This window comes from Escherichia sp. KTE114, from assembly GCF_000407765.1.
GTDB lineage: Bacteria > Pseudomonadota > Gammaproteobacteria > Enterobacterales > Enterobacteriaceae > Escherichia > Escherichia ruysiae.
Window position 1 is genome coordinate 3742671 of sequence record NZ_KE136626.1, and the last position, 26806, is coordinate 3769476.

Sequence of the window (26806 nt, forward strand, 5' to 3'; positions counted from 1 at the left end):
GAAACCACTGACACAGCCTGTAACTGCGCCGATTGTGTTGTAATAGCGCCATCAGAGACGATAAGCGCGACGTTCTGTTGCATCATCGGCCTCATCTGGCGGCAATGACGCTTGAGTAAATACCCATCAAAATGTTTCCCAGTTTGGCTCTTGTTCCGCGATACGCCGCCGCGACTGTGCTGGTGATTGCTCACTGGCAGGCCGGGATTTTAGTGGTGGTTTGTGGTTTAGCTGACTGGCTGCCAGACGAAATGCGGATACAGCCTGAGTTAAACGGCTGGCCTGCTCTTCCAGTGCGGCAGCAGCGGCGGCTGACTCCTGCACCAACGAGGCATTCTGTTGAGTGACGCGATCCATTTCCGACACAGCCAGCGCAACTTGATCAATGCCACGGCTCTGCTCATCGGAGGCTGAAGCAATTTCCCCCATAATGTCGGTGACGCGCGTAACCGCATTAACGATACTCGTCATCGTTTCCCCGGCGCTTTCGACCAGCACCGAACCGGTATCAACGCGGGAAACTGAGTCTTCTATCAGAGCTTTGATCTCTTTTGCTGCCTGGGCGCTGCGACTGGCAAGATTACGCACTTCGCCCGCCACCACAGCAAAACCACGCCCCTGTTCCCCGGCACGCGCGGCTTCAACAGCGGCATTCAGCGCGAGGATATTGGTCTGGAATGCGATGCCGTCGATTACGCTAATAATGTCGGCAATTTTCTTCGAACTGTCGGCGATTTCATGCATGGTTTTCACCACGCCATCCACCACTTTGCCGCCGTGCTGCGCGGTGTCGGAGGCACTTTGTGCCAGTTGCGAGGCCTGACGGGCGTTATCGGCGTTCTGTTTTACCGTCGCGGTGAGCTGTTCCATGCTGGCGGCAGTTTCTTCCAGCGCGGATGCCTGCTGTTCAGTACGGGAGGAAAGATCGGTATTGCCCGCTGCAATTTCACGTGTGCCGGCATAGATGGCGTCCGACCCCTGCCGCACGTGAGTAACTGTGTCGGTCAAGGAACGCTGCATATGCGAAACGCTCTGTGCCAGCTCGCCCATTTCACTGCGCCCATCAATGATGAGGCTATTCGCCAGGTTACCGCCGGCAATTTCGCGAATGTGAGCAATGATTTTCGCCAGCGGGTTAAGCAACATGCGGCGGATGCCGAACCACGCCACCAGCAAAATTAATACCACCACCAGCGCGATAATCGCCAGTTGCCACTGGGAAAAGCGGTAATCTTCTGCATTGTTAGTGACGATATTGCGGTAAAGTTTTTCACTACTAAGGGCGTACTGAGCAAATGCTTCGCCCATCGCATTTTGCATTCCCTGGGTTGGTTGAGCGAAGTAGGCGCCAGTATTGCCATAATCAAGATAATCAATCAGTTCTGTTAATGCTGTGTGATAGTTTTTGTATTTTTCATCAATATTACGACTGGTGGCGACCATTTCAGGTAACGGCGCCATGCTTTTGAATTTTTTATAATGGGTAGACGCCTGGGCCAATGTTTTCCTGGCGCTATCGAGCAATTCAACTTTTGCACTGCTTTGTTGATTGGATGAATCCATCATCATCCGCACCGCTGAACGACTCAGGTTAATGCGCGTTTGTAGCATTAAATCCCAGGTTGAGGTTAGCTCACTCTGTTGTTCCCGTAGTTCATTGGAAACGACAAAGCTTTTCTGGCTATGGTGAAGCGAAGAAAAAAACAGACTGCCGGAAATAAGCTGTAACAGTGCAAATACCCCCAGCACCATCATCAGCAGCGTGACTACGCGGATACGGTTAATCATAAGGCACCTTCCTGAAAACAAGTTGTTTTCGTTATCGGCAGGAAGAAGGGAAACTTTATTGCTGATGCCAGTCATGGCGAAATGAAGTAAAAAAACCCGATGCGCAGGTCATCGGGTTCATTTCAGTACAGCAGGATAAATTACGCCACCTCTGACGCTGCGCTATCTAACAGCGCCATCTCTTCACTATTGAGCAGTTTTTCGATATTCACCAGAATTAACATGCGGTCACCCAGCGCCCCCAGCCCGGTGAGATATTCAGTAGAAAGCGTCACAGCAAATTCCGGTGCCGGACGAATTTGCTCCGCCGTCAATGAAAGAACGTCTGACACGCCATCAACCACAATGCCGACCACACGCAGCCCCAGATTCAGGACGATGACCACCGTGTTGTCGTTATATTCCACATCCACCTGGCTGAATTTAATGCGTAAGTCGACAATCGGCACAATAACGCCGCGCAGGTTAGTGACACCTTTGATAAATGCAGGCGTGTTCGCAATCCGCGTAACCTGATCGTAGCCACGGATCTCCTGCACTTTCAGAATATCAATACCGTACTCTTCGTCACCAAGGGTAAATACCAGAAATTCCTGGCCTGACGGTTCGCTGGCCAGTTTTGTTACATTTGTCATACCGGTCATATTTATTACCTTTTTACTCAATCAGGCGGCGGTGTTCGCCATACGTTGTTCGCGATTTATCGTCTGCAAGGCAGATACATCAACAATCAGTGCCACGCTGCCGTCGCCGAGAATCGTTGCGGCGGATATTCCCGGGATTTTTCGATAGTTACTTTCCAGGTTTTTCACTACCACCTGGTGTTGACCAATTAATTGATCCACCAGCAAGGCGTAGCGGCGACCGCCACTTTGCAGGATCACCACAATGCCCTGAGTGGCTTCAGTTTTCGCGCCCGCAACGTTGAACACTTTCCACAGTTCGACGATGGGCAGATATTCACCTCGTACTTCCAGTACCCGCTCGCCACCCGCCAGTGGATGCATATCAGCTTCACGAGGTTGCAATGATTCCATGACGGCATTCAGCGGCAGAATGAAAACTTCATCTGCAACACGCACAGACATGCCATCGAGGATCGCCAGCGTCAGCGGCAGTAAAATACGGATTGTGGTTCCTGCGCCCGGCTTCGATTTGATTTCGACATGACCGCCCATCTCCTGGATATTACGTTTGACGACATCCATACCGACGCCGCGTCCAGAGACATCGGTAACCTGCTCTGCTGTAGAAAAACCAGGAGCAAATATCAGCATTGCCACTTCGTCATCCGTCATGTTGTCGCTGACGGTCAGACCCTGTGAAACAGCTTTTGCCAGAATCCGTTCACGGTTCAGCCCCGCGCCATCGTCGGTCACTTCGATGCAGATGTTGCCGCCCTGATGTTCAGCAGACAGAACCAAATTTCCGACGCTGTTTTTGCCTGCGGCGAAGCGTTTGTCCGGCAGTTCAATTCCGTGGTCGAGACTGTTGCGTACCAGGTGGGTCAGCGGATCGATAATGCGTTCTATCAGACTCTTGTCGAGTTCGGTGGAACTGCCCACCAGCGTCAGTTCCACCTGCTTGCCGAGTTTTCCCGCCAAATCACGCACCAGCCGGGGATAGCGACTAAAGACATATTCCATCGGCATCATGCGGATCGACATCACCGATTCCTGCAAATCACGAGCGTTACGTTGTAACTGCCCCATGCTGGTAATCAAATCACCATGATTAACCGGGTCCAGTTCGCTGGAACGCTGGGCCAGCATTGACTGGGTGATAACCAGTTCGCCGACAAGGTTAATCAGTTGATCAACCTTCTCCACCGCCACACGGATACTGGTGGATTCGCTGCCGCGCGGCGGTTTTTCCCGTTCTGCCCGTACGGCTGGCGCTTCTGCTGTGGCAAGTTTAAGCACCGGTGGCGCAGATACTTTCGCCGTAGACTCAACGCTTTCAAAGGCAATCTGATCGGCCTCAATGACAAAGCAAAGCACCGCAGTAATGTCGTCTTCCGCAATATCTCCCGCTAATGTCGCCGATAGCGAATCGGCTCCTTTCACCACGTCAGCCAACGTTGTCAGATGTCCCAGCTCTTCTTCCAGCAGATCGATTTCTCCCGCTTTCAGGCGCGAAAGGATAATTCGTCGCGGCGATTGACTACTATTCTGACCATCTTGCGGTTCACTTTTGGCAACCACACTTAATCGGGTCACTGCGGATACCGTTTCGCCTTTCGCTTCTAATGCCAGTTGACGCAAGGCCTGGCAGATATAATCGAAGCTGGTGGTATCCGGCTCTTGCGACTGTTTATAAGCGTCGAGCTGTTCTTGCATGATGTCCTTCGTTTCCAAAAACAGATTGATAATGTCGGTATTAAGCTGCATCTCACCGCGTCTGGCTTCATCGAGCAGATTTTCCATCAGATGCGTGGTTTCCTGTAACACAGTAAAACCAAACGTTCCTGCCCCTCCTTTGATGGAATGGGCTGCACGGAAGATGGCATTCAACTGTTCGGCATCTGGCGCTTCTGGTTGCAAATTAAGCAGATGCTGCTCCATATCGGCTAACAGTTCGTCCGCTTCATCAAAAAATGTCTGATAAAAATCGCTTATATCCATGCTCACGCTGTCACCTCGGTTCGGCTGATGGCATTGTGGGAACACTGACCTGCGGTGCGCTCCCTGTTTTTTCCAGAACACTTACCGGCTCATTCTGGCTTTCAGCGTTTTCATGCAAAATAGCTTGTTCGGCTTGTCTGTTCAGAACCAGCAGGCTGATTCGACGGTTGACGGCATCATCAGGTCCACGATCGCTTAAACGCATGGTGGCTGCCATGCCGACGACGCGCAGAATTTTGCCATCAGCCAGACCGCCCACTATTAGCTCACGGCGCGACGCATTAGCGCGTTCGGCAGAAAGCTCCCAGTTGCTATAGCCTTGCTCACCCTTGGCGTAAGGGAAATCATCGGTATGACCGGAGAGACTGATACGGTTAGGAATACCGTTCAGCACAGGCGCAATACTCCGCAGAATGTCACGCATATAGGGTTCGACGTCAGCACTGCCGGTTTTAAACATCGGGCGATTCTGGCTGTCGATAATCTGAATGCGTAAACCTTCCTGCACCAGATCGATTTTGAGATGTGGACGCAGCGCCCGTAGTTTCGGGTCTGATTCAATAAGCTGGTCGAGATCGCCCCGCAATTTCCGCAGCCGACTTTGCTCCATGCGTTTTTTCAGTTCTTCAATGTCTGGCTGCTTATTCACTTCTCCCTGGCTTTGGGTGTAATCATCACCCCCGCCAGGAATTGGGCTTTCACTATTCGAAATGCGATCGCCGCCCGTTACTGCCGTCGCCAGCGGCGTGCGGAAATATTCCGCAATCTGAATCAGCTCTTTTGGGCTGGAGATGGAGATCAGCCACATCACCAGAAAAAAAGCCATCATCGCAGTCATAAAGTCAGCATAAGCAATCTTCCACGATCCATGCGCCGCGCCGTGACTTTTCGCTTTGCGTCGCTTGACGACAATAATTGGATGCGCGTGATTCTTCATGCTTCCTCGGTTGTCGTCTGCTGTTGCGGATTTTTCACTGCACGAACGTGCTCTTCCAATTCGACGAACGACGGGCGCTCGCTGGAATAGAGCGTTTTGCGACCAAATTCAACCGCAATTGGCGGTGCATAACCGTTGAGATTAGAAAGCAGTATGACTTTGACGCACTGCATCATTTTGCTGGTCTCTGCGCTTTTCTGGCGCAAAACACTTGCCAGCGGGGAAATAAATCCGTAAGCCAATAAGATACCGAGGAAAGTCCCCACCATTGCATGAGCAATCAGCGCCCCCAGTTCGGCGGCAGGACGATCGGCTGAACCTAACGCGTGAACCACCCCCATCACTGCGGCGACAATACCAAATGCCGGGAGCGAGTCACCGACCAGCGCCAGACTGTTTGCCGGGACTTCCGCCTCGCTTTCGTGAGTCTCGATCTCTTCATCCATCAAAGCTTCGATTTCGAAGGTATTCATGTGACCACTAATAATCAGGCGCAGATAATCGACAATAAAATCAAGCATGACGGCATCTGCCATAATGCGAGGATAACTGGCGAAGATCTCGCTCTCGCGAGGATTTTCAATATCGCGCTCCAGCGAAAACATGCCCATCTGGCGTGATTTCGCCATTAGCCGGTAAAGCAGTGCCAGCAGATCCATATACATCGCTTTGGTGTATTTGGAGCGGCGAAACAGTAACGGCAGCGCCTTAAGCGTGCCTTTGATGGCTTTACCGTTGTTGCCGACAATAAACGACCCAATGCCTGCACCGGCAATAATCACCAGTTCAGCGGGTTGATAGAGTGCTCCAAGGCTTCCGCCGGTCATCAAATAACCGCCGAAAACTGTACCGAGAACAACCAGGTAACCTAATAAGATAAGCACGACATCATCCTTTCACTGTTGACCATGACAGGATGTTCAGTCGTCGGGCGTTAACTTACGGTCGGGGAAAAAAAGCAGCGACAATCACTTGCCGCTACTGGAATGTTTCGCCATATCGCGTGAGTTAAACAGCCTGTACTCTCTGTTCATCCAGCAGTTGAGGGATAATATCGGCAGGGTCTTGAGAAAGTTTACGTCTTTTTACCGCTCGTGATGGCGGCTGACATAAGCTGCAGGCAAAGCTGCCAACAGGCTGATGGGCATGGGTGATAAAATTACCGCCGCAGCACTTGCAACTGGAAAGTTGTAGTAAACCACTTTCAACAAATCGCACCAGTGTCCAGGCGCGTGTCAACGCCAGCAGAGGGCCTTCTTCGGCTTGCGGACACTGTTCGAGGTATAAACGATAGGCTTTGATCACGGCATCGACGCCGTTACATAACCCGGTTTTCAGCAAAAACTGCCATGCATTACAAAACATCGACGCATGAACATTTTGTTCCCAGGTCATAAACCAGTCGGTGGAGAATGGCAGCATACCTTTCGGCGGCGGACTTCCGCGCAGTTCTTTATAGAGTTTGATCAGACGTCCGCGACTTAATTGTGTTTCACTTTCCAGCATCTGCAAACGAGCGCCGAGGGTGATCAATTCCATTGCCAGCTGAATATCCCGGGCTTCCTGAACAATGCTTTTTTCGCTCATTATCAGGCCCTTTTTTTACGCAGCACTTCTTCGGGCTGATTAACATCATTCAACAAACGTGTAGAGAGCATGATACCGGTATGAACTTGCTGGAGATCGTCAACGCGGGAATCCTGCGTCAACTGATTAATAGTCTGGTGGCTGTCAAAGCGGAAATGACAAATCAGTTGATTGGTTTCTGCCAGTTTAACCATTTGCGGAAGCGTCAGCGTCGCTAACGTTGTTGCCATTTCTTCATTAATACCGAGACGAAACATGGCGGACGCTTTGTCCTGAACGATCAGACGTTGTGCAAGAAGTAAATATGACAAATTGATGTCATAAATATGTTTCAGCAACTCGGAGGTATGCATTATTCCCATCCAGAATAACTAACTTTATTTTTATGCGGTATCACCGCACCCCGTGATGTCGCCGGGAAATCCCGGTAAAAAGTAAATAACCATGGAATAGTTGCGATCAACGAAAAAACACAGGCATCGTAAGAGATGAAACAATCCCTTACAGAGAGTAGTGTTTTTTACACTTATCTAAGATTTTTCCTAATTCGACGCAACTGTACTCGTCACCACTCACACATACAACGGAGCGACGCTGCGATTTTCGATAATGTGTGACTCAGATCACACAAAACACTCAATTACTTAACATTAATGTATAAGTCATCCTTTTGTTTTGGTGATATTTTATTCTGTTAAAAAGTTTTTCAGCGCCCCTGACTTCAAAAATGAAGTGGATGCATAAAATTATTATGTTGCGCACTGTTAATATAAATCACCGTAAATAACCATATGTTATGTATGAAATAAATTTATTTATCCTCTATAAATTATTTTCAAACAGAGAGTTACATAACATGAGCCTGTTCAAGTGAAAATAAAGCCGGGAACTCCTCAAATGTTAAGCAAATGTTTTACAAATATTATCCATTTGTTTTATAAGGAAAATAGTTAATTTCACTTCTTATAACCACACTGGTGATCGCATGATAACATTGCGGTACTAATTAATTATTCTTACTAGTAACCATCCTAATATTTACCTTTTTGACTGAGTTGTTATTGCATCAGTGCCTCATTCAGAGTAAAGCTGTAATAACACCTGAAGTTCACAGAATAAGGAGCAGGTTATGAGCTATACCAATGTTCTTGTTGCTGTAGCTGTCTCGCCAGAAAGCCAGCAACTGTTAACAAAAGCGGTATCTATCGCCCGTCCGGTTAATGGACGCATAAGTTTGATCACTCTCGCTTCCGACCCGGAAATATTCAATCAATTAGCCGCACCGATGCTTGAAGATTTACGCAGCGTGATGCATGAAGAAACACAAAACTTTCTTGATAAATTAATTAAGGATGCGGGATATCCGGTAGAAGAGACGTTTATTGCTTGCGGAGAGTTAAGCGAACATATTCTGGCAGTGTGCCGTAAACATAAATTCGATTTGGTGATTTGCGGCAATCATAACCACAGTTTCTTTTCGCGAGCATCCTGCTCAGCGAAAAGTGTGATTGCCTCAAGCGAGGTCGATGTACTACTGGTTCCGCTTAAGGGAGATTAACCGCGATTACGCCAGTTTCGGAAAGGTGGCAACTTTATCGCGCTGCTGACTTTCCGCGCTTCGCGGAACTATCTGCTTTAGGTCGCGAATAAAATACTCCTGCCAGTGATTAATGTCGTTTTTCACAATAACTTCCAGCATTTCTGCATGGCGGGAAATACGTTCCGCCAGCGACATCGTCAACGCCCGATTGAGCGCCGCCGCAACTTCATCACGATCGTATGGGTTTACAATTAACGCCGACGTCAGTTCGTTTGCCGCCCCGGCAAATTGCGAAAGTACCAGTACGCCCGGATTGGCAGGATCTTGTGCGGCAACATACTCTTTCGCGACCAGGTTCATTCCGTCGCGCAGCGGCGTCACTAATCCAACATCGGAATAGCGGAAGATTTTCATCAGTAATTTACGATCAAAATGCTGATTCAGATAATAAAGCGGCGTCCAGCCTAATTGACCATATTTGCCGTTAATTCTCCCGGCTTCATTTTCCAACTGATGACGAATATCCTGATACGCTTGCACATCACCACGCGACGTTGGCGCAATCTGGGTATAGCGAATTTTACCGTGATGTTGCGGATATTTTTCCAGCAACGCTTCATAGGCGAGAAAACGCTCCGGCAAACCTTTGGAATAATCCAGTCGTTCGACAGAAAAGATATTCTGTACATTTTTCAGTTCCGCTTTTAGTTGCGCCAGTTTTGCCGGCAGTGGTCCGGCAGCCTGTTTGGCAATCTCATCTGGTTCAATGCCAATGGGGTAAACTTCGGTTCGAAACGCTTTGCCCCAGGCCGTATGGCTTTTTGAGCTACGCGTCGTAACGCGGGTCAGGTTAGAAAGGCAATCCAGGAACGCCAGACGATCGTTCTCTGTCTGGAAACCCAGTAAATCATAATCACAAAGCTGTTCAAGCAAGGTGTCATACGTCGGCAGCGCATTGAAGATTTCCGGCGTCGGGAAAGGAATATGCAGGAAGAAACCAATGCGATTATTCACCCCACGTTTGCGTAATTCATGCGCAAATGGCAACAGGTGATAATCGTGAACCCAGATAATGTCATCGTCTTCCAGCAGCGGCAGTAATTTATCTGCCAGTAACGCATTTACGCGTAGATAGCCGTCCCAGGCAGGACGCTGAAATTGCACCAGATCGAGTCGATAATGAAATGCAGGCCAGAGAACGGCATTAGAGAATTGGTTGTAGTATTCGTCGAGATCCTGTTCGCTGAGGTTAAAAGAGGCCCAAGTAATATTTCCTTTTTTCACCTTTTTTAGCGGCTGATCCTCATTCCCTGTTTCGCCACTCCAACCAAACCACAGCCCACCTGCGGCTTTCAGTGCCCCCAGTATGCCGACAGCAAGGCCACCGGCACTGGCGGCGTGCTCGTCTGGTGGTGCAATCCGGTTAGATACTACGACTAAACGACTCATAGTCATCACTCCTGTTATTTTCTCTTTTTTGTTGTTGTAATGCGTTGGTTATCATTTCAAGCCAGCTCCAGACATCCGGCACGCCCGCCAGCCGCCATGATGCCTGAGTCGCTCCGGTGCCAATTTTCACTGACATTCCACCCAGTCGGTTAACGACCGCGAAGCCAGATTCATCGGTTAAATCATCGCCCAGAAAAACGGGCTTACGGCCGACAAAGGGAGCTTCCTGCATAAAGGCTGCAATCGCCTCCCCTTTACTGGTGTTTCCTGGTTTAATCTCGACGACACACTTTCCCTGCTGTAATGCCATTTGCGGCCAAATCTGGGTAATGCGTTGCGCTAATGTCAATAAGGCGTCTTCGTGCTGCGGCGCCTGACGATAATGCAGCGCAAACGCCATCCCTTTGGCCTCCACTTCCGCACCGGGATAGTGGCTGATTGCCGTATGCAGTTGAACGCTAATATCGCGGGCAATCGCATCCGGCAAATGAACGATATGCGTTTTACCATTGATGTCACGGCGCTCCGCCCCATGCACGCCCGCTAACGGGAAGCGATAAGGTTTTGCCAGTGCGTCAAGCTCGACCATTGAGCGCCCTGATATCAATGCCAATGCACCATCACTTGCGGTTGCCAGTAGCTGAAGTCCTTGCAGAATATTGTCAGGCACGACGACCTGATCGGGATGCGGTTTAATTTCCGCCAGCGTTCCATCGAGATCAAAAAACCAGGCATATTTCGCGGATAGTTCAGGGGGTTCGGTTAACGGTTCTGTCACCCGGTACTCCTCCTTATCTTTTTATAGTTCGCGCAGAACGCGCTTTACAGACATGTAAGTATAGACAGTGTGACGTAGCTCGCCATTTGCAAAAAAGAACAGCCAGCCGTTGTGGCGGCTGGCTGTGATGGAAAAAAGAGCTAAATTGTTGCGAAAAAAAGCATCAGACAGTGCGTTTCGCTTTTTGCTTGTAACGGTCGAAGATCACCGCCGCCAGCAGGATTAAGCCACGAACCACGTACTGCGCGAAAGGAGAAATATTGAGCAGGTTCATAGCATTTTCTACAGTCCCTAAAATTAAGATACCCGCCACCACATATGAGATTTTTCCGATGCCACCTTTCAGAGAAACGCCACCTAAAACGCAGGCTGATATAACAATCAACTCATAGCCAATCGAGGTCATCGGCTGACCGCTGGTCATGCGCGAAGCCAGAACAATCCCGGCAATCGCCGATACCAGACCAGAGAGAACGAAGATAATGATTTTGGTGTGGACAACAGGTACACCCGCCAGACGCGCGGCCTCTTCGTTACCGCCAATCGCCAGCGTATTACGACCAAAGGTAGTTTTGTTCAGCAGCAAGCCAAAGATTATCAGGCAAGCGACAGTGAGCCAGATTGGCGCAGGCAGGCCGAACCAGTTGGCATAACCGAGAGCAAAGAAACTTTCATCTTCGATACCGACCGCTTTACCGTCAGAGATGATATACGCCAGACCACGGACAATCTGCATCGTCGCCAGCGTGGTAATCAAGGCGTTAATTTTAAGTTTAGCGATAACAAAACCATTCACCAGACCGCAGAGGACGCCCAGCAGCAAACCTGCCGCCACGCCTATCCACAGGCTTTCGGTCAGATTGATAACCACCGCCGTAGTGACACCTGCACAGGCAATGACCGAAGCAACAGAAAGGTCAAAGTCACCCGACGCGAGACAGAACAACATACCGCACGCCACCATCCCCGACATGGAGATTGCCAGCCCCAGCCCTTTCATATTAATGAAGGTGGCAAAGTTCGGGACAAAAATGGCACAGGCAATAAACAGCACCGCAAACACCACCAGCATACCGTACTGATCCCAGATACGGCCGATGCTGAATGACGACTTAGGTGCGCCAGAACCCGATGTAGAAACAGAAGACATCATACTCTCCTTACTCAGGCAACTGCCTGACTGACTTTAGGCATAGCAAGGCTTAGTGCCTGACGCTCATCTGCCTGCTCGTGTAGCAATTCACCAGCGATTTCACCTTCACGCATGACGACAATACGGTCGGCGACGCCGAGGACTTCGGGCAGATCGCTGGAGGCAAACAGCACCGCCACACCCTGCGCCGCCAGCGCATAAATCACGTTATATATTTCGTGCTTGGCTCCCACATCAATACCGCGCGTAGGTTCATCCAGCAAAATGACTTTCATATCTTCCGATAACCAGCGTCCCAGAATGGCTTTTTGCTGATTACCACCGGAGAGATTCATGATTAATTGCTCTGCTCCTGGCGTTTTGATATTGAGCGAACGAATATGGTGATCAGCATTATTTGCTTCCCAGCCGTTATTGATCACGCAACCGCCGAGAACATGCTTGCGACGGGCGCTGATGTTGATATTGTCACGGACGGAATGCACCGGAATAATGCCTTCCGCTTTGCGATCTTCTGGACAGAGCATCATGCCAGCAGCAATGGCGTGGCCTGGTTTACGGATATCGATTGGCTTTTGGTCGATATAAACCTGACCGGCGGTGATTTGCGTCCCACCAAACATGCCTTTCATTAATTCGCTGCGTCCTGCCCCCACCAGACCAAACAGACCAACGATTTCACCACTGCGAACGGTCAGGCTTATTGGCGTACGCACGCCAGGCGCCTTCACGGCATCCAGACGCAATCGCTCCTCACCATAGCTACGCGGTTGCCAGCCGTAGATATCGCCGATATCACGACCAACCATCGCCTGTACCAGTGCGTCGTGGTCAACCTGCTGCATATCGGTAAAGGTTTTGACATAACGCCTATCTTTAAAGACGGTGATGGCATCGCTGAGGGCAAATATTTCTTCCATACGGTGAGAAACGTATAAGATCACCCGCCCCTCTTTTCGCAGTTCACGAATAACGCGGAAAAGATTGTCGATTTCACGGGCAGACAGGGAGCTGGTTGGCTCATCAAAGGCGATAATTTTGGCGTTACGCGCCAGAGCTTTGGCAATTTCAACCATCTGCCACTGACCAATGGAGAGATATTTCAGCGGCGTAGCCGGGTCAATATCCATACCCAGATGTTTAAGTTGTAAACCTGCTTCATAATTCAGCAGTGAACGATTCACAATGCCGCCTTTATGGGGAAGCTGGCCGAGATAAATATTTTCCGCGACGGTCATTTCCGGCACGAGATGCAGTTCCTGGTAAATAATCGCCACACCCGCGTTAAGCGCAGCGGTCGTGTCGGAAAAGGACATTTCTTGTCCATTAATCACTACAGAACCCGTGGTTGGCGCATAGTTTCCACTAAGGATTTTTAAGAGTGTTGATTTTCCTGCGCCATTTTCACCCATCAACGCATGAACCTGACCGGCATAGCAGTCAAAACTGATATCCGTCAACGCCTTAACGCCGGGGAAAGTTTTACCAATGCCGCGAAATGAGAGATACGGGGTAGACTGTTGCATAACGTCTCCGTGAATCACTGGTCTTTCACACCCCCTCTGCACAATAAAGGCAGAGGGGAATTTTTACGGCAGATTACTTACCGCCTAAACCCTTTTTCTCCAGTTCTTCTTTAAAGTTGTCGCGCGTAATCAGAACTACATCGGTAACTTCAGTGAATTTTGGTGGTTCTACGTCTTTCGCTACCCAGTTGTAGAGCATTTCGCTGGATTTATAGCCATGTACGTCCGGACTTGGCAGGAGTGAACCGTAGAAACCGGTAGCCTGCGCTTTTGACAGCTCGCTCACCGCATCCACCCCATTGATACCAATACCAATGATGTCCGCCGCTTTAAAGCCCTGACCTTCCGTTGCACGTACACCGCCCAGCACGGTGCTGTCGTTCATCCCGACAATCAACCAGTGTTTAACTTCAGGATGCTGAACCAGCATGGAGTTGGCGGCGTCAAATGCCCCTGGGATGTCGTTAGATTTGGTGGGAACCTGATAAATTTGTTTTTCCGGGAATCCGGCGGCTTTCAGCGCATCCATAGAACCCGTGGTACGGCGACGAGCGGTATCCAGTTCGTTGGCAGTAATCGCCATTACGGCACTTTCTTTTACGTCCCAACCACGTTTCTGCATCTCTTTATACAGTTCCTGGCCCTGACGCTCACCAATTTTGGTCGCCGCCATCATCACCAGCGGCACGGTATCCATCGGCTTACCTTTGGCATTTACAAACTGGTCATCCACGGCAATCACTTTCATACCATAGCCACGTGCTTTCGCCACAATTGCGGAACCCAGTTTCGGGTCTGGCGTACAAATGACAAACCCTTTCGCACCGCTGGCAGCCAGACTGTCGATGGCGTTCAGCGTCTTTTCGCCATCCGGCACGGCAATCTTAATAACGTCAAACCCTAAATCTTTCCCGGCTTTATCGGCAAACTTCCATTCGGTCTGGAACCACGGCTCTTCTGGTTGCTTTACCAGGAAACCGAGTTTCAGGTTTTCCGCCATAGCGGATTGTGACATAACGGCAGCCAGACCAATGGCTGCAAGAGCTTTAGTAAATTTGTGCATGGTTATCTCCAGCTTTAGCGTCATTTTGTGTAGGGCAAAAACTAAGAACTTTTGTTAATTCAATCGGAAAACAAAGCATTACCTTTATCGAAAAGATAATTGACTGTGTTGGCATAGTTTTAGCGAGAAATTAATTCTCCATAGGAGAGCAATATCACATAGCAGAATTACAGTGAGAACGTGCATAAATTCAGCGAGAAATGACATACTGGAATCGGTAATTGTCTGACAAATCAAAAAAGCATTAGCAGAATAATCCATGACATTAGCCTGGAAATCCTTGTGGTGTGCTTTGAGAGGCAGGGAGTGTCTTTTTTAATCTAATTATTACCGGGCAAGAGGTTGTTCATTTGCGCTGAATAGTGAAAGGAGAAAGAAGTCTCTAAACCTTGCACCAATCAATTTCTACATTAATTATCACCTCATTTATTAATTAAAGGTAACGCTATAACGAGAGCATTATCGCATAATCGAAAAAACACCTTAAAATATCAAAACATCATCATGTTATTAAGAAATCATTTTAATATCAATGAAATACATCAATATGACGCATTAGGAATTATTGCAAACTAATTGATCTCACCAATGAAATGTAAAAAAATATAAATCCGGTGATTTAAGGATTTTCTTATATTCGTTCAGACGTTATGCTTATTTCAGATCATCGTCAGAATTGACTCCACGATCACATTTTGGATATGCAGAAAGGAATTATTCTGCAAGCAGTAATTACGGTGTTTTGATTCATCTTGCACCTCACGTCTTCTGGATATAAGGATATTAGGTATGGCAACCACTGGAATGCTTCTCAAACTCAACACCCAAATGAACCGCGAGTTTTACGCATCCAATCTCTACCTTCACCTGAGCAAATGGTGTTCTGAACAAAGTCTGAATGGCACCGCTACTTTCCTTCGCGCCCAGGCTCAAAGTAACGTGACGCAAATGATGCGCATGTTTAACTTTATGAAAAGTATCGGAGCAACTCCCATCGTTAAAGCTATCGATGTACCAGGAGAAAAGCTTAACTCTCTGGAAGAACTCTTCCAAAAAACGATGGAAGAATATGAGCAGCGTTCAAGCAAGCTGTCACAATTAGCCGATGAAGCTAAAGAATTGAATGATGATTCTACCGTCGATTTCCTGCGCGATCTGGAAAAAGAACAGCAGCACGATGGCCTGTTGTTGCAAACCATTCTTGATGAAGTGCGCAGCGCGAAACTTGCCGGTATGTGCCCTGTCCAGACCGACCAGCATGTTCTTAATGTCGTGTCGCATCAGATACATTAATCATGTTCGGCGCTTTAAAACATGCGCCGGATACAAATAATTTTGAGAAAACCGCTGCTTCATACTTTGAAGCAGCGGTTTTTTTAATGGGATTCACCTTGCGGAGTAAATTTCAGTTCAATCAGCGCGATAGCTTTTTGGATAGCGCGCATCGTTACCGGATCGGCTGCGGCGGGATGGTTAGTAAAATCGATATTCTTCAGCTGGCTGGACATTTTTTCACGCAACTCAACAGGTGCGATCACATCGAGTACATCGAGAATTTGTTTGATTACCAACTGGCAAGCGACAACATCAGAGACCATTTCCTGATCGGCATTCAGCGGCTGGGACATTGTAAACTCCTGATAGCATTTTGAAAGCCGCTATAGTAGCGACTTCCCCTCCACAGCGATAGTCACATCCGCCATCACCAGGGCACAAAAAAACCTGCCGAAGCAGGTTTTTTGTTATCTGAACATATTGCCTGGCGGTACGTCTTTGAACGTCTTGCAATAGTTATCGAACATGCTTTTCAGGATTTTGCGCAGTTTCATTGAGGTACTCCGACCATTTGTTATGCAGGTGTTATTATCTTTGCACTTATAATATGACATTCATCACAAAAATCAATCTTTATGTGATTAACATCACACAAACACCCCTTTAATGTTATGAAATTGATAACCCACAAAGTCGCCATAAAGCATCTGACTTCTGGGAAAAGCAAGGAATAGCGCCGATCCGTCGTCTTTTCTGTCCATAACCTGATCCTGCACGCAGGTACAATACCTGTTTCTTCTCCCTTTTCAGGCCGTGACATGAAACATCTGATAATTGTTTTTTCGCTTTTAACATTAGCGGGCTGCACCGTAACTCGTCAGGCTCAATTGAGCGAGGTTAATGTCACGAGCGGTATTGTACGCCTCGTTTATGACCAGGCGTTTTTACAACACGCCCGTACTGACAGCTATCTTAATCAAAGAATAGCGGAACGCGCATGTCAGCACGCAGGGTTTACCCGCGCCATTGCGTTTGGGCAACCTGTAAGTAACTGTAGTCTGTTTGCGGGGGCGTTATGTCTGAATACGGAATTTACGTTGTCGTATCAGTGCCAAAATTTAATGCCCTCGACTTATCAATAAAGCCTTAATCAGCGAGGGATGCTTCGCTGGTTAATTAATCCCACGAATAGCGTTAATGCGTTTTATTCCCATTCGTATTTTTAATAATTGAATTTAATATTTTACCTTTTGCAAATAATAAAATAACAAATTATAGTGGCGCCACAGCAACAAAAATAACCTTTGTGGAGCACTATCATGCTGAAACCAGAAATGATTGAAAAACTCAATGAGCAGATGAACCTGGAACTGTACTCTTCACTGCTTTATCAGCAAATGAGCGCCTGGTGCAGCTATCATACCTTTGAAGGTGCGGCTGCATTTCTGCGCCGCCACGCCCAGGAAGAGATGACGCATATGCAGCGTCTGTTTGATTATCTGACCGATACCGGAAACTTACCGCGTATTAATACCGTTGAATCCCCGTTTGCTGAATATTCTTCACTTGATGAATTATTCCAGGAAACCTATAAGCATGAACAATTAATCACGCAGAAAATTAATGAACTGGCTCACGCCGCCATGACCAACCAGGATTACCCAACGTTTAATTTCCTGCAATGGTATGTTTCTGAGCAGCATGAAGAAGAGAAATTGTTCAAATCGATCATTGATAAATTAAGTCTGGCCGGTAAAAGCGGCGAAGGTCTTTATTTCATCGATAAAGAACTTTCTACCCTCGACGCGCAAAACTAATCTATTCTGGCGGCAGATTTACTGCCGCCGTTTCATATCAGTGGCGACAAATTTTACTTGTATCGGTTGAGAACCCTTCTTCGCCGGGAATAAATTTACCTTTCGCCGCCAGAAACGCCACCAGCTCTCCCGCTGTCATCCCTTCCGCCGAGCAGGTATGAAAACGCGCCTGTTCACCAAAACGCGCTTTGATCGCCGCTTCCAGACTGGCGTGCGTATATTGCTCGCCTGATTCAATCATCATATTTAACACTTCATGACCGTGAATAGAGTCCATCGTTCCTCCTCAAAAAGGGCATAGCGTAGCGATATCCGCTCATCAAGGCTTTGCGCCAGCGCAGTTCCGAATGCATTTTATTGTACATTTTTGTTTACAGTAAATGTAACGTCGATTTGACGAGAAATGTAGAATGCCTTAATCTGCGCCGCAGATATCTCTCATAAAGATCGTCAGGACAGAAGAAAGCGTGAAAAACAGAACTCTGGGAAGTGTTTTTATCGTGGCAGGAACCACAATTGGCGCGGGTATGTTGGCAATGCCACTGGCGGCAGCAGGCGTCGGTTTTAGTGTCACATTGACATTGTTAGTTGGTCTGTGGGCATTGATGTGTTACACCGCACTGCTATTGCTGGAGGTGTACCAGCATGTCCCCGCAGATACCGGTCTGGGCACGCTGGCAAAACGCTATCTGGGGCGTTATGGGCAGTGGCTCACTGGCTTCAGTATGATGTTTTTAATGTACGCCCTGACAGCGGCGTACATTAGCGGTGCCGGTGAATTACTTGCCTCCAGCATCAGTGACTGGACCGGTATTCCAGTGTCGGCAACTGCTGGCGTGTTGTTGTTCACTTTTGTTGCCGGTGGTGTGGTTTGTGTCGGGACGTCGCTGGTCGATTTATTTAACCGCTTTCTGTTTAGCGCCAAAATTATTTTTCTGGTGGTGATGCTGGTACTGCTGCTACCGCATATTCATAAAGTGAATCTTTTAACTCTACCGCTGCAACAAGGACTCGCGTTGTCTGCGATCCCGGTAATTTTTACGTCATTTGGCTTCCACGGTAGTGTACCTAGCATCGTCAGTTATATGGATGGCAACATTCGCAAGCTGCGCTGGGTATTTATTACAGGTAGTGCGATCCCTCTGGTGGCGTATATATTCTGGCAACTGGCGACGCTGGGCAGCATTGATTCAACAACCTTTATGGGACTGCTGGCTAATCACGCCGGGCTAAACGGGCTGTTACAGGCATTACGCGAAGTGGTGGCCTCACCGCATGTCGAACTGGCGGTGCATTTATTTGCGGACTTAGCCCTCGCAACGTCCTTCCTTGGCGTAGCATTAGGCTTATTTGATTATCTTGCGGATCTGTTTCAGCGTTCAAATAGCGTTGGCGGGAGAATGCAAACCGGGGCAATTACTTTTCTGCCACCGCTGGCATTTGCTCTGTTTTACCCACGTGGCTTTGTGATGGCGCTGGGTTACGCCGGTGTGGCGCTTGCTGTACTGGCGTTGATTATCCCTTCCCTGCTGACCTGGCAAAGCAGAAAGCATAATCCACAAGCAGGTTATCGGGTTAAAGGCGGCCGTCCGGCGCTGGCACTGGTGTTTCTCTGTGGTATTGGCGTGATTGGAGTGCAATTTTTGATTGCAGCAGGATGGTTACCAGAAGTGGGGTGATTAAATAGCCTCACATATCCTTGTTGGGTGCCAGAATTAACTCTGGCACCCAATGTGACCTCTTAATGCAGGCAGCACTGCTTAAATTTCTTACCACTACCGCACGGACAAGGATCGTTACGACCCGGTTTTTCTTCTGCTTTGATCGGTTGCTGAACAGGCTTTTCCTGCTGATGAGCCATCCAGTAAGCGTGCAAATCAAGTGCCGCCAGTCGAATGGCATCCACACTCTCATCAAACGCTTCCGGTGACAGCTTCTCTACCCGCTCGAAGTTTTCTTCCGTACCGTGCAGCGCAATCGCCTCAAGCGCCGGTTTTAAGGATTCCGGCAATGCCGACCAGTCAGAGAGGGCAACGCCACGCATATAGCCAAAGCACCACTCCTCAACGATCGTCAGCTCACGACCATCAACCTCTCGCAGACCAAATAACGGCTCAAACTGTTCAGGAAATTCGTTCAGACGCTCTGCGGTATCGGCCATATGTTGAAAAGCCAGGTTCATAAAGCGCGTCATCTCTTTTTCTGACGCCCAGCGCGGTACATAGTCCGCCCCACCCCAGACGGCCACCAACCACTGTTCTGGTTCAATTTCTTGCGGAGAACTCAACACCGCCGTCAATAAACCGTCCAGCTCAGCTACATCAAGGATGGCGTGGTCTGTGTTGTATTTGGTCAGGATATCATCCAGCCATTCCAACTCACTTTCGTTCAACGGTCCCGTTTTCATACGCTTTTCCTTGTGGATCTCGACTCGCCAGCGTCTATCTTACATGTCGCTCTGGCATAGAGATACTTTTTGAGTGGATTACCTGGTGATTAAAAATAAGAGGGGTATAACGATAAGTGGCAGATACAAAAAAACCACCCGAAGGTGGTTTCACGACACTGCTTATTGCTTTGATTTTATTCTTATCTTTCCCATGGTACCCGGAGCGGGACTTGAACCCGCACAGCGCGAACGCCGAGGGATTTTAAATCCCTTGTGTCTACCGATTCCACCATCCGGGCTCGGGAAAAAATTGGAGGCGCGTTCCGGAGTCGAACCGGACTAGACGGATTTGCAATCCGCTACATAACCGCTTTGTTAACGCGCCAAATTCTTCAGGCTTTTCAGCCAGACACCCGCTTAAGCCGATGTCTTTTAACTGGAGCGGGAAACGAGACTCGAACTCGCGACCCCGACCTTGGCAAGGTCGTGCTCTACCAACTGAGCTATTCCCGCATTCATCAAGCAATCATCTAATCACTTGATTTTATTATCGTCTGGCAATCAGTGCCGCCGTTCGATGCGTTGCATTCTACTTACCTGACGCGATGAGTCAACGATATTTTTCACCACTTTTGATCGTTTGCTGAATTTTGCGCCGAAACGATCACTGATCAAGCAAATCTGCGCGAGCTGCGCTCAAATATTGCAACATAGACCACAGAGTCAGTACCGCAGCCACAAAGAAAAGTGCAATACCAGCATACTCAACCCAAATGTTCGGACGCCATAACAGCCAGGCCAGCGCCACCATTTGGGCGGTCGTTTTTACTTTACCAATCCAGGAGACAGCCACACTGCTGCGTTTACCGAGTTCAGCCATCCACTCGCGTAGAGCAGAAATGATAATTTCACGGGCGATCATCGTTGCCGCTGGCAAAGTGACCCACCAGCTATGGTAATGCTCAGTTACCAGCACCATGGCAATGGCAACCAGCACTTTATCAGCTACTGGATCAAGGAAAGCGCCAAAACGGGTACTCTGATTCCAGCGACGCGCCAGAAAACCATCGAACCAGTCAGTCACCGCCGCAACGCAGAAAATGAGTGCGGCAGCAAACGGCGACCAGGTGACAGGCAGATAAAAGACCAATACAAAGAATGGGATAAGGATGACACGGAACAGTGTGAGCAACGTAGGGATATTAAATTGCATAATGACGGGTAACTATCTGTTGTCAGTAAGATTACCCCTATGTTGCTACAGAGACATCAATGTTTCAACGACCAGAAGATCTTTTCTGCCAGACCTTGCGAAATACCCGGCACTTTTGCAATTTCCTCAACGCTGGCGTTACGTAAACCTTGCAAACCGCCCATATATTTCAACAACATTTGCCGACGTTTTGGTCCAACGCCTTCGATGGTTTCCAGCGTGCTGGTATTTTTGACTTTTGCGCGTTTTTTGCGATGCCCACCAATCGCGTGATCGTGTGATTCATCTCGGATATGCTGAATGACATGCAGCGCCGGTGAATCTGGCGGCAAACTGAAGCCCTCACCTTCAGGTTCGAAGAACAACGTTTCCAGCCCAGCCTTACGATCGGCTCCTTTCGCCACACCAAGCAACAGCGGATGGTTTTTATCCCATGAGACATCCAGCTCGGCAAAAACATTTTTCGCCTGCGCAAGCTGGCCTTTGCCGCCATCAATCAGGATCACGTCCGGAATCTTACTGTCGTCGATGGCTTTACCGTAACGCCGACGCAGCACCTGATTCATTGCCGCATAATCATCACCAGGCGTAATGCCGGTAATGTTATAGCGCCGATACTCTGCACGCAGCGGGCCGTTAGCATCGAACACCACACACGAAGCGACCGTTTGTTCACCCATGGTATGGCTGATGTCAAAACACTCCATCCGCTTCACTTCCGGCAATTTCAACACGCTGGCAAGCGCGGTCAGACGCTGGTGAACGGTAGATTGTTGCGAAAGTTTGGTGGTTAACGCTGTCGCCGCATTGGTGCGCGCCAGCTTCAGGTAACGTGCCCGATCGCCACGCGGTTTAGTCTGAACGTTAATCTTGCGCCCTGCCAGTTCTGAAAGGGAATCGGCGAGCAGCGTTTTATCGCTAAGATTAAAATCGAGCAGGATCTCACCCGGCAAGGTGCGCATCTGGCTGCCCTGTAAATAGAACTGACCGACAAAGGTTTCCACCACTTCGCCCAGCTCCGTACCGCCAGGTACTTTCGGGAAATAACTACGGCTACCGAGCACCTTGCCCTGACGAATAAACAAGACGTGGACACAAGCCATGCCTGCATCGAAAGCGACGCCAATAACGTCAAGGTCATCACCTGTATTGGAGACAAACTGTTTTTCGGTTACACGTCGCACCGCCTGGATTTGGTCGCGAATACGTGCCGCTTCTTCAAACTCCAGATTCTGGCTGGCTGTTTCCATGCGACTAATCAGTTGAGTAAGTACCTGATCGTCCTTGCCGGATAAAAACAGGCGCACATACTCTACCTGCTGGGCGTACTCTTCTTCACTCACCAGTCCTTCAACGCACGGACCCAGACAGCGCCCTATCTGATATTGCAGACATGGACGCGAGCGGTTGCGATAAACGCTATTTTCACATTGGCGAATCGGGAAAATCTTTTGTAGCAGCGCCAGGGTTTCACGCACCGCATAGCCATTTGGGAACGGGCCGAAATATTCACCTTTGGCGTGCTTTGCACCACGATGCATAGCCAGACGCGGATGGGTATCGCCGCTAAGAAAAATAAAAGGATAAGATTTATCATCGCGTAACAGAACGTTGTAACGCGGCTGATAAAGTTTGATGTAGTTGTGTTCCAGCAACAGAGCTTCGGTTTCGGTATGGGTAACCGTCACATCAATTTGCTGGATCTGGGCAACCAACGCTTCGGTTTTGCGCGAAGCGAGGTTGCTACGGAAATAGCTGGAAAGCCGTTTTTTCAGGTCTTTCGCTTTGCCGACATAGATAACCGTACCACCAGCATCATACATGCGATAAACGCCCGGTTGGCTGGTTACGGTTTTTAAAAACGCTTTTGCGTCAAACTGAACACTCACTGACTTGTTAATGTCTCCGCATTACACAGACCATGGCGAATTGCCAGGTGAGTCAGCTCCACATCGCCATGAATGTTTAATTTACTGAACATACGGTAGCGATAGCTGTTCACCGTTTTCGGGCTGAGATTAAGCTGTTCTGAGATCTCATTGACCTTTTGGCCTTTGGTAATCATCAGCATAATCTGCAATTCACGTTCAGACAAACTGGCAAATGGGCTTTCTGTTTTTTCTGGTTCGATCTGGCTTAATGCCATTTGTTGAGCAATGTCAGAAGCAATATAACGCTGCCCTGAATAGACAGAGCGAATCGCACTCACAACTTCCTGCGGAGCCGCACCTTTGCTGAGATAGCCCGCAGCACCGGCCTGCATTACTTTCGCTGGTAAAGGGTTTTCAGTATGAACCGTAAGCATGATGATTTTGACATCTGCTGTCGAGCGAGCGATTTTACGCGTCGCCTCAAGACCGCCAATGCCAGGCATACTCATGTCCATTAGCACGACGTCAACGGTGTTTGCCCGGCACCACTTAACGGCGTCTTCACCGCAGGATGCCTCACCGACGACTTTAATACCCTTTATATCTTCCAGAATGCGTCGTATCCCTGCGCGCACCAGTTCGTGGTCATCAACAAGTAGAACGTTGATCAAAGGAATATCTCCAGAAATAGGGATAACGCTACTGATAGTTAGTCATTCGTATATTAGCGGGTTTTATTGCAACTTTGAAACGTTAAAAATGGTGGGTATTCGATTTTTCTCTCGTTTTTGTAAATTCGATTGTCCAGAGTTATCGTCACGTCCGTCATCAAAGGTTTGCCAGCTCGTTTCGCAGTAAGGCTAACGCCGAAATGTGACAAAAATTGACTTTATTCAGCATAAATGAAAAATCAGCGGCATGAATATGTAACATGAATTAACCCGAACAATACGTGCGAAAAACATTCATGATAAAAATATTTATTACGCGTTATATTCCCTGTTTTATTACTATTGCTGATATCGTGAGCAAAAAACAACCACTGCTATTTTTAGCAAAGCTTATGGTATACTCCGCCGCCTTAACATTTTTCACCGCAAATTTTCATTGCAACATGACGAGGAAAATAAATGAGTACGCCTGATTTTTCTACTGCCGAGAATAATCAAGAACTGGCAAATGAAGTCTCCTGCCTGAAAGCGATGCTGACGCTGATGCTGCAGGCGATGGGACAAGCTGACGCGGGCCGCGTGATGTTAAAGATGGAAAAACAGCTTGCGCTGATCGAAGACGAAACCCAGGCTGCGGTATTTTCCAAAACGGTTAAGCAAATTAAACAAGCCTACCGTCAGTAATATAAAACCGGCTGAAAGCTCACCTTTCAGCCGGTTTGGCATCTTGCACGCCCAATGTAATAGATATCATATTAAGCCAGTTGCGGCTGCGTAGCAGGCAACCTGCGTCTTATTCGGTGCATTGATTTTTTTCTGCATATTTTTCTGATGGAAATTGACAGTATTCTCAGAGATTGACAGGATCATCGCTATCTCTGCTGACGTTTTACCTTCTGCGGTCCATTTCAGTATTTCTTTTTCCCGCTTGCTGAAATTCATCTCTGGCGTCATCACTATTTCATCATTTAAACGTATCAACGCCATCAGACTTTCACGCACCAATAGCTGCATTTTTAATTGCAATTCATCACTAAGAATGGGTATTTCACGCGTACTGCTACGGGAAAAAGACAAAAAACCCAGCGCACGATTCGGCAGCATTAAATACTGAGTGACGCCACGGCGTAAACCATGCGCACGTGCGGCTTCCCATAGCGGCTGTGCTTCGTTGAATAAATCATCATTCCACAATAAATGCCCCTGACTGAAGTTTTCAGGGTTAAGTACCGGATCAATCGCGAGAAAGTTGTTGGTTTGATAATAACTGACCCATGACTCCGGATAATTGGTGTAGAAAGCCACTTTCGGTCGCGTGAATGGCACCGGGTGACGCACACATAATGAATAAAAATCGTACTCCAGTTGGTAAGTCTGATGCTCTATTTCATGGTAGACCTCTTCTGCGGCCTCCATCCTCTGAAAACGCAACAACATTGTGCGACGCCAGCTGAAAAAATCCGTATCCTGCATAGTTAACCGCTACGCCCCTGAGAGTGAGTATCATTTATACTGATAACTCAAACTATCACATAAATAAGATTTATATATAATTTATATTATTCAGACAATGAATTACTTTTGCAAGACATAGCATTCTCTTATGTTATTAATAAGTTATGCTGATTTATTAAGCGATTTATGCAGTCAGGAATACATTTTCGCCCCGACTAAAAAGCTGCCGGGGCTGATTTTTTCTTATTTTATTGCAACAGAAACTTCTCAAGGAACTGGCGTGTGCGGGGATGCTGAGGATCGGCAAATAAGGTTTTTGCAGGGCCCTGCTCCACTATCCGCCCTTGATCCATAAAGATCGCGCGGTCAGCAACGTCACGAGCAAAGCTCATTTCGTGCGTCACAATCACCATGGTACGCTTTTCCTGTGCCAACTGGCGTATGGTATTCAGGACTTCACCCACCAGCTCCGGGTCCAGCGCCGAAGTAGGTTCGTCAAACAGAATGACTTCAGGTCGCATCGCCAGCGCACGCGCAATCGCCACACGTTGCTGTTGACCGCCGGACAAACGACGCGGATAGCTGGTCTCTTTCCCTTCCAGTCCAACTTTTGCCAGCAGCTCGCGAGCGCGCGCCGTGGCCTCTTCCTTCGGCTCGCCTTTAACGATCACCGGCCCTTCAATAATGTTTTCCAGCACTGTGCGATGCGGAAACAGATTAAAATTCTGAAAGACAAATCCGACATGCTGGCGCAACTGGCGAATCAGCGATTTTTGCTGGCTTAACGAACGCGCAGTATCAATAGTGATATCGCCAACGGTGATGCTCCCCGCCTCCGGTTGTTCCAGCAAATTTATGCTGCGTAGCAACGTGGTTTTGCCGGAGCCACTCGGGCCGATAATCGCTACCACTTCGCCGGTTTTGACCTCCAGATCGATACCGTGCAGTACCGTCTGACCGTGGAATTTTTTCACCAGGTTTTTAACTTCTATGGCACTCATTTTGGCTCCCTCTCCTGGCGGTTAAGTTGATTCTCAAAATGGTTCTGTAGCGTCGATAACACTGTCGCCATAATCCAGTAGATGAGCGAAGCCGCCAGATACATAGTGAAAACTTCCAGCGTGCGCGAGGTAATCAACTGCGCCTGACGAAACAACTCCGGCACCTGAATCGTCGCTGCCAGCGAGGTATCTTTTACCAGGCTGATAAAGCTGTTCGACAGCGGCGGCAGCGCCACCCGCGCCGCCTGCGGCAAAATAGCGCGACGCATGGTCTGCCATGGCGTCATGCCAATACTGGCGGCTGCTTCCCACTGACCTTTATCAATAGATGAAATGGCGGCGCGCAGCGTTTCGGCAGCATAGGCAGCGGTGTTCAGTGACAGGCCAATCATCGCCGACGGAATCGGATCTAATTCAATGCCAAATTGCGGTAGGCCGTAGTAGATCATAAACAGTTGCGCGATGAGCGGCGTACCGCGAAAAATGGAAATGTAAAAACGCGCCAGCCAGCGCACGGGCCAGAGCGGCGACAGGCGCATCAGCGCGAGAATAAATCCCAGCAGTAAGCCAAAAAACATGCCGCCGATACTGAGTTGCAGCGTATACCCAGCCCCTTTAAGCAGGAACGGCAAAGAATCAATAACCAGTTGTATACTTTCTTGCATGAGC

The 26806-nt window shown here is 48.5% G+C and carries 29 protein-coding genes and 3 tRNA genes; 7 read left to right on the forward strand and 25 right to left on the reverse strand.

What is annotated here, in order from left to right; all coding sequences use genetic code 11:
* Positions 1-126: 126 nt before the first annotated feature.
* From tar to flhD, 7 genes are all read right to left on the reverse strand, one after another.
* Positions 127-1788: a methyl-accepting chemotaxis protein II gene (tar, locus tag WC5_RS03440; protein ID WP_010350956.1), complete on the reverse strand. Its 1662-nt coding sequence runs from the start codon at positions 1786-1788 to the stop codon at positions 127-129.
* A gap of 140 nt (positions 1789-1928) precedes the next feature.
* Positions 1929-2432 carry a chemotaxis protein CheW gene (gene cheW / locus WC5_RS03435; protein ID WP_000147308.1) on the reverse strand — a complete coding sequence of 168 codons (504 nt, stop codon included), beginning with the start codon at positions 2430-2432 and terminating at the stop codon, positions 1929-1931.
* 21 nt (positions 2433-2453) lie between these two features.
* Complete coding sequence (gene cheA / locus WC5_RS03430) at positions 2454-4418, reverse strand: chemotaxis protein CheA (protein WP_016231783.1); 1965 nt, start codon at positions 4416-4418, stop codon at positions 2454-2456.
* 4 nt (positions 4419-4422) lie between these two features.
* Positions 4423-5349: a flagellar motor protein MotB gene (motB, locus tag WC5_RS03425; protein WP_000788498.1), complete on the reverse strand. Its 927-nt coding sequence runs from the start codon at positions 5347-5349 to the stop codon at positions 4423-4425.
* A complete protein-coding gene (gene motA, locus WC5_RS03420; protein ID WP_000906346.1) occupies positions 5346-6233 on the reverse strand; it encodes a flagellar motor stator protein MotA in 888 nt (295 codons plus the stop codon). The genes motB and motA overlap by 4 nt, the downstream gene beginning before the upstream one ends.
* Positions 6234-6357: 124 nt before the next feature.
* Positions 6358-6936: a flagellar transcriptional regulator FlhC gene (flhC, locus tag WC5_RS03415; RefSeq protein WP_001291598.1), complete on the reverse strand. Its 579-nt coding sequence runs from the start codon at positions 6934-6936 to the stop codon at positions 6358-6360.
* 2 nt (positions 6937-6938) lie between these two features.
* Complete coding sequence (gene flhD, locus WC5_RS03410) at positions 6939-7289, reverse strand: flagellar transcriptional regulator FlhD (RefSeq protein WP_001516558.1); 351 nt, start codon at positions 7287-7289, stop codon at positions 6939-6941.
* A gap of 776 nt (positions 7290-8065) precedes the next feature.
* Between flhD and uspC the strand changes: the two genes are divergently transcribed.
* Positions 8066-8494: a universal stress protein UspC gene (gene uspC, locus WC5_RS03405; RefSeq protein ID WP_000122664.1), complete on the forward strand. Its 429-nt coding sequence runs from the start codon at positions 8066-8068 to the stop codon at positions 8492-8494.
* A gap of 6 nt (positions 8495-8500) precedes the next feature.
* Here the strand turns inward: uspC and otsA are convergent, their stop codons facing one another.
* The 5 genes from otsA to araF all read right to left on the reverse strand — a co-directional run bounded on the left by otsA (position 8501) and on the right by araF (position 14445).
* The gene (gene otsA / locus WC5_RS03400) at positions 8501-9925 is read right to left on the reverse strand and encodes an alpha,alpha-trehalose-phosphate synthase (protein WP_010350964.1); all 1425 of its coding nucleotides are present in this window, start codon (positions 9923-9925) and stop codon (positions 8501-8503) included.
* Positions 9900-10703, reverse strand: a complete 804-nt coding sequence (otsB, locus tag WC5_RS03395) for a trehalose-phosphatase (protein WP_000138762.1) — start codon at positions 10701-10703, stop codon at positions 9900-9902. Before otsB ends, otsA begins: the two co-directional genes overlap by 26 nt.
* Before the next feature lie 163 nt (positions 10704-10866).
* A complete protein-coding gene (araH, locus tag WC5_RS03390) occupies positions 10867-11853 on the reverse strand; it encodes an arabinose ABC transporter permease AraH (protein ID WP_000100210.1) in 987 nt (328 codons plus the stop codon).
* A 14-nt stretch (positions 11854-11867) separates the two neighbouring features.
* Positions 11868-13382 (reverse strand): arabinose ABC transporter ATP-binding protein AraG, encoded by a 1515-nt coding sequence (gene araG / locus WC5_RS03385; protein ID WP_016231784.1) that lies wholly within the window; start codon positions 13380-13382, stop codon positions 11868-11870.
* A gap of 73 nt (positions 13383-13455) precedes the next feature.
* Complete coding sequence (gene araF, locus WC5_RS03380; RefSeq protein WP_000548667.1) at positions 13456-14445, reverse strand: arabinose ABC transporter substrate-binding protein AraF; 990 nt, start codon at positions 14443-14445, stop codon at positions 13456-13458.
* 789 nt (positions 14446-15234) lie between these two features.
* Here araF and WC5_RS03375 point away from each other — a divergent pair.
* Positions 15235-15738 (forward strand): non-heme ferritin-like protein, encoded by a 504-nt coding sequence (locus WC5_RS03375; protein WP_000246122.1) that lies wholly within the window; start codon positions 15235-15237, stop codon positions 15736-15738.
* An 83-nt stretch (positions 15739-15821) separates the two neighbouring features.
* Here WC5_RS03375 and yecJ read toward each other — a convergent pair whose 3' ends face one another.
* Positions 15822-16073: a DUF2766 family protein YecJ gene (yecJ, locus tag WC5_RS03370; RefSeq protein ID WP_000082134.1), complete on the reverse strand. Its 252-nt coding sequence runs from the start codon at positions 16071-16073 to the stop codon at positions 15822-15824.
* Positions 16074-16187: 114 nt separating this feature from the next.
* Positions 16188-16274 (reverse strand): stress response protein AzuC, encoded by an 87-nt coding sequence (azuC, locus tag WC5_RS25005; protein ID WP_077629254.1) that lies wholly within the window; start codon positions 16272-16274, stop codon positions 16188-16190.
* A 264-nt stretch (positions 16275-16538) separates the two neighbouring features.
* On the opposite strand from azuC, the gene yecR reads away from it, so the two are divergent.
* Both yecR and ftnA read left to right on the forward strand, forming a co-directional pair.
* Positions 16539-16862, forward strand: coding sequence for a YecR family lipoprotein (gene yecR / locus WC5_RS03365; protein WP_000681530.1), 324 nt, complete (start codon positions 16539-16541; stop codon positions 16860-16862).
* Between the two features lie 177 nt (positions 16863-17039).
* On the forward strand, positions 17040-17537 hold the full coding sequence (ftnA, locus tag WC5_RS03360) for a non-heme ferritin (RefSeq protein WP_000917207.1): 498 nt from the start codon (positions 17040-17042) through the stop codon (positions 17535-17537).
* Between the two features lie 37 nt (positions 17538-17574).
* On the opposite strand, the gene WC5_RS03355 is transcribed toward ftnA, so the two are convergent.
* On the reverse strand, positions 17575-17814 hold the full coding sequence (locus WC5_RS03355) for a YecH family metal-binding protein (protein ID WP_000377222.1): 240 nt from the start codon (positions 17812-17814) through the stop codon (positions 17575-17577).
* A 190-nt stretch (positions 17815-18004) separates the two neighbouring features.
* On the opposite strand from WC5_RS03355, the gene tyrP reads away from it, so the two are divergent.
* Entirely contained in the window at positions 18005-19216 is a 1212-nt protein-coding gene (tyrP, locus tag WC5_RS03350) for a tyrosine transporter TyrP (protein ID WP_000797588.1), read from the forward strand.
* 62 nt (positions 19217-19278) lie between these two features.
* On the opposite strand, the gene yecA is transcribed toward tyrP, so the two are convergent.
* The 7 genes from yecA to uvrY all read right to left on the reverse strand — a co-directional run bounded on the left by yecA (position 19279) and on the right by uvrY (position 23681).
* Positions 19279-19944 carry a UPF0149 family protein YecA gene (gene yecA / locus WC5_RS03345; RefSeq protein ID WP_000847897.1) on the reverse strand — a complete coding sequence of 222 codons (666 nt, stop codon included), beginning with the start codon at positions 19942-19944 and terminating at the stop codon, positions 19279-19281.
* 194 nt (positions 19945-20138) lie between these two features.
* Positions 20139-20225: transfer RNA gene (locus WC5_RS03340), tRNA-Leu, on the reverse strand.
* Positions 20226-20237: 12 nt separating this feature from the next.
* Positions 20238-20311, reverse strand: a tRNA-Cys gene (locus WC5_RS03335).
* 52 nt (positions 20312-20363) lie between these two features.
* A tRNA-Gly gene (locus tag WC5_RS03330) sits at positions 20364-20439 on the reverse strand.
* A gap of 151 nt (positions 20440-20590) precedes the next feature.
* Positions 20591-21139, reverse strand: coding sequence for a CDP-diacylglycerol--glycerol-3-phosphate 3-phosphatidyltransferase (pgsA, locus tag WC5_RS03325; protein WP_001160187.1), 549 nt, complete (start codon positions 21137-21139; stop codon positions 20591-20593).
* A gap of 56 nt (positions 21140-21195) precedes the next feature.
* Positions 21196-23028, reverse strand: coding sequence for an excinuclease ABC subunit UvrC (uvrC, locus tag WC5_RS03320; RefSeq protein WP_000116021.1), 1833 nt, complete (start codon positions 23026-23028; stop codon positions 21196-21198).
* Positions 23025-23681 (reverse strand): UvrY/SirA/GacA family response regulator transcription factor, encoded by a 657-nt coding sequence (uvrY, locus tag WC5_RS03315; RefSeq protein ID WP_000611331.1) that lies wholly within the window; start codon positions 23679-23681, stop codon positions 23025-23027. Before uvrY ends, uvrC begins: the two co-directional genes overlap by 4 nt.
* A gap of 296 nt (positions 23682-23977) precedes the next feature.
* Between uvrY and WC5_RS25455 the strand changes: the two genes are divergently transcribed.
* Both WC5_RS25455 and yecF read left to right on the forward strand, forming a co-directional pair.
* Positions 23978-24154, forward strand: a complete 177-nt coding sequence (locus WC5_RS25455; protein WP_032147866.1) for a hypothetical protein — start codon at positions 23978-23980, stop codon at positions 24152-24154.
* The gene (gene yecF, locus WC5_RS03310) at positions 24141-24365 is read left to right on the forward strand and encodes a DUF2594 family protein YecF (RefSeq protein WP_000106474.1); all 225 of its coding nucleotides are present in this window, start codon (positions 24141-24143) and stop codon (positions 24363-24365) included. Before WC5_RS25455 ends, yecF begins: the two co-directional genes overlap by 14 nt.
* Positions 24366-24431: 66 nt before the next feature.
* Here the strand turns inward: yecF and sdiA are convergent, their stop codons facing one another.
* The 3 genes from sdiA to tcyL form a co-directional block, all read right to left on the reverse strand.
* Positions 24432-25154, reverse strand: coding sequence for a quorum-sensing transcriptional regulator SdiA (gene sdiA / locus WC5_RS03305; protein ID WP_001154263.1), 723 nt, complete (start codon positions 25152-25154; stop codon positions 24432-24434).
* Positions 25155-25384: 230 nt separating this feature from the next.
* On the reverse strand, positions 25385-26137 hold the full coding sequence (gene tcyN, locus WC5_RS03300; RefSeq protein ID WP_001273017.1) for an L-cystine ABC transporter ATP-binding protein TcyN: 753 nt from the start codon (positions 26135-26137) through the stop codon (positions 25385-25387).
* Positions 26134-26802 (reverse strand): cystine ABC transporter permease, encoded by a 669-nt coding sequence (gene tcyL / locus WC5_RS03295; RefSeq protein WP_001158229.1) that lies wholly within the window; start codon positions 26800-26802, stop codon positions 26134-26136. Before tcyL ends, tcyN begins: the two co-directional genes overlap by 4 nt.
* Positions 26803-26806: the final 4 nt, after the last annotated feature.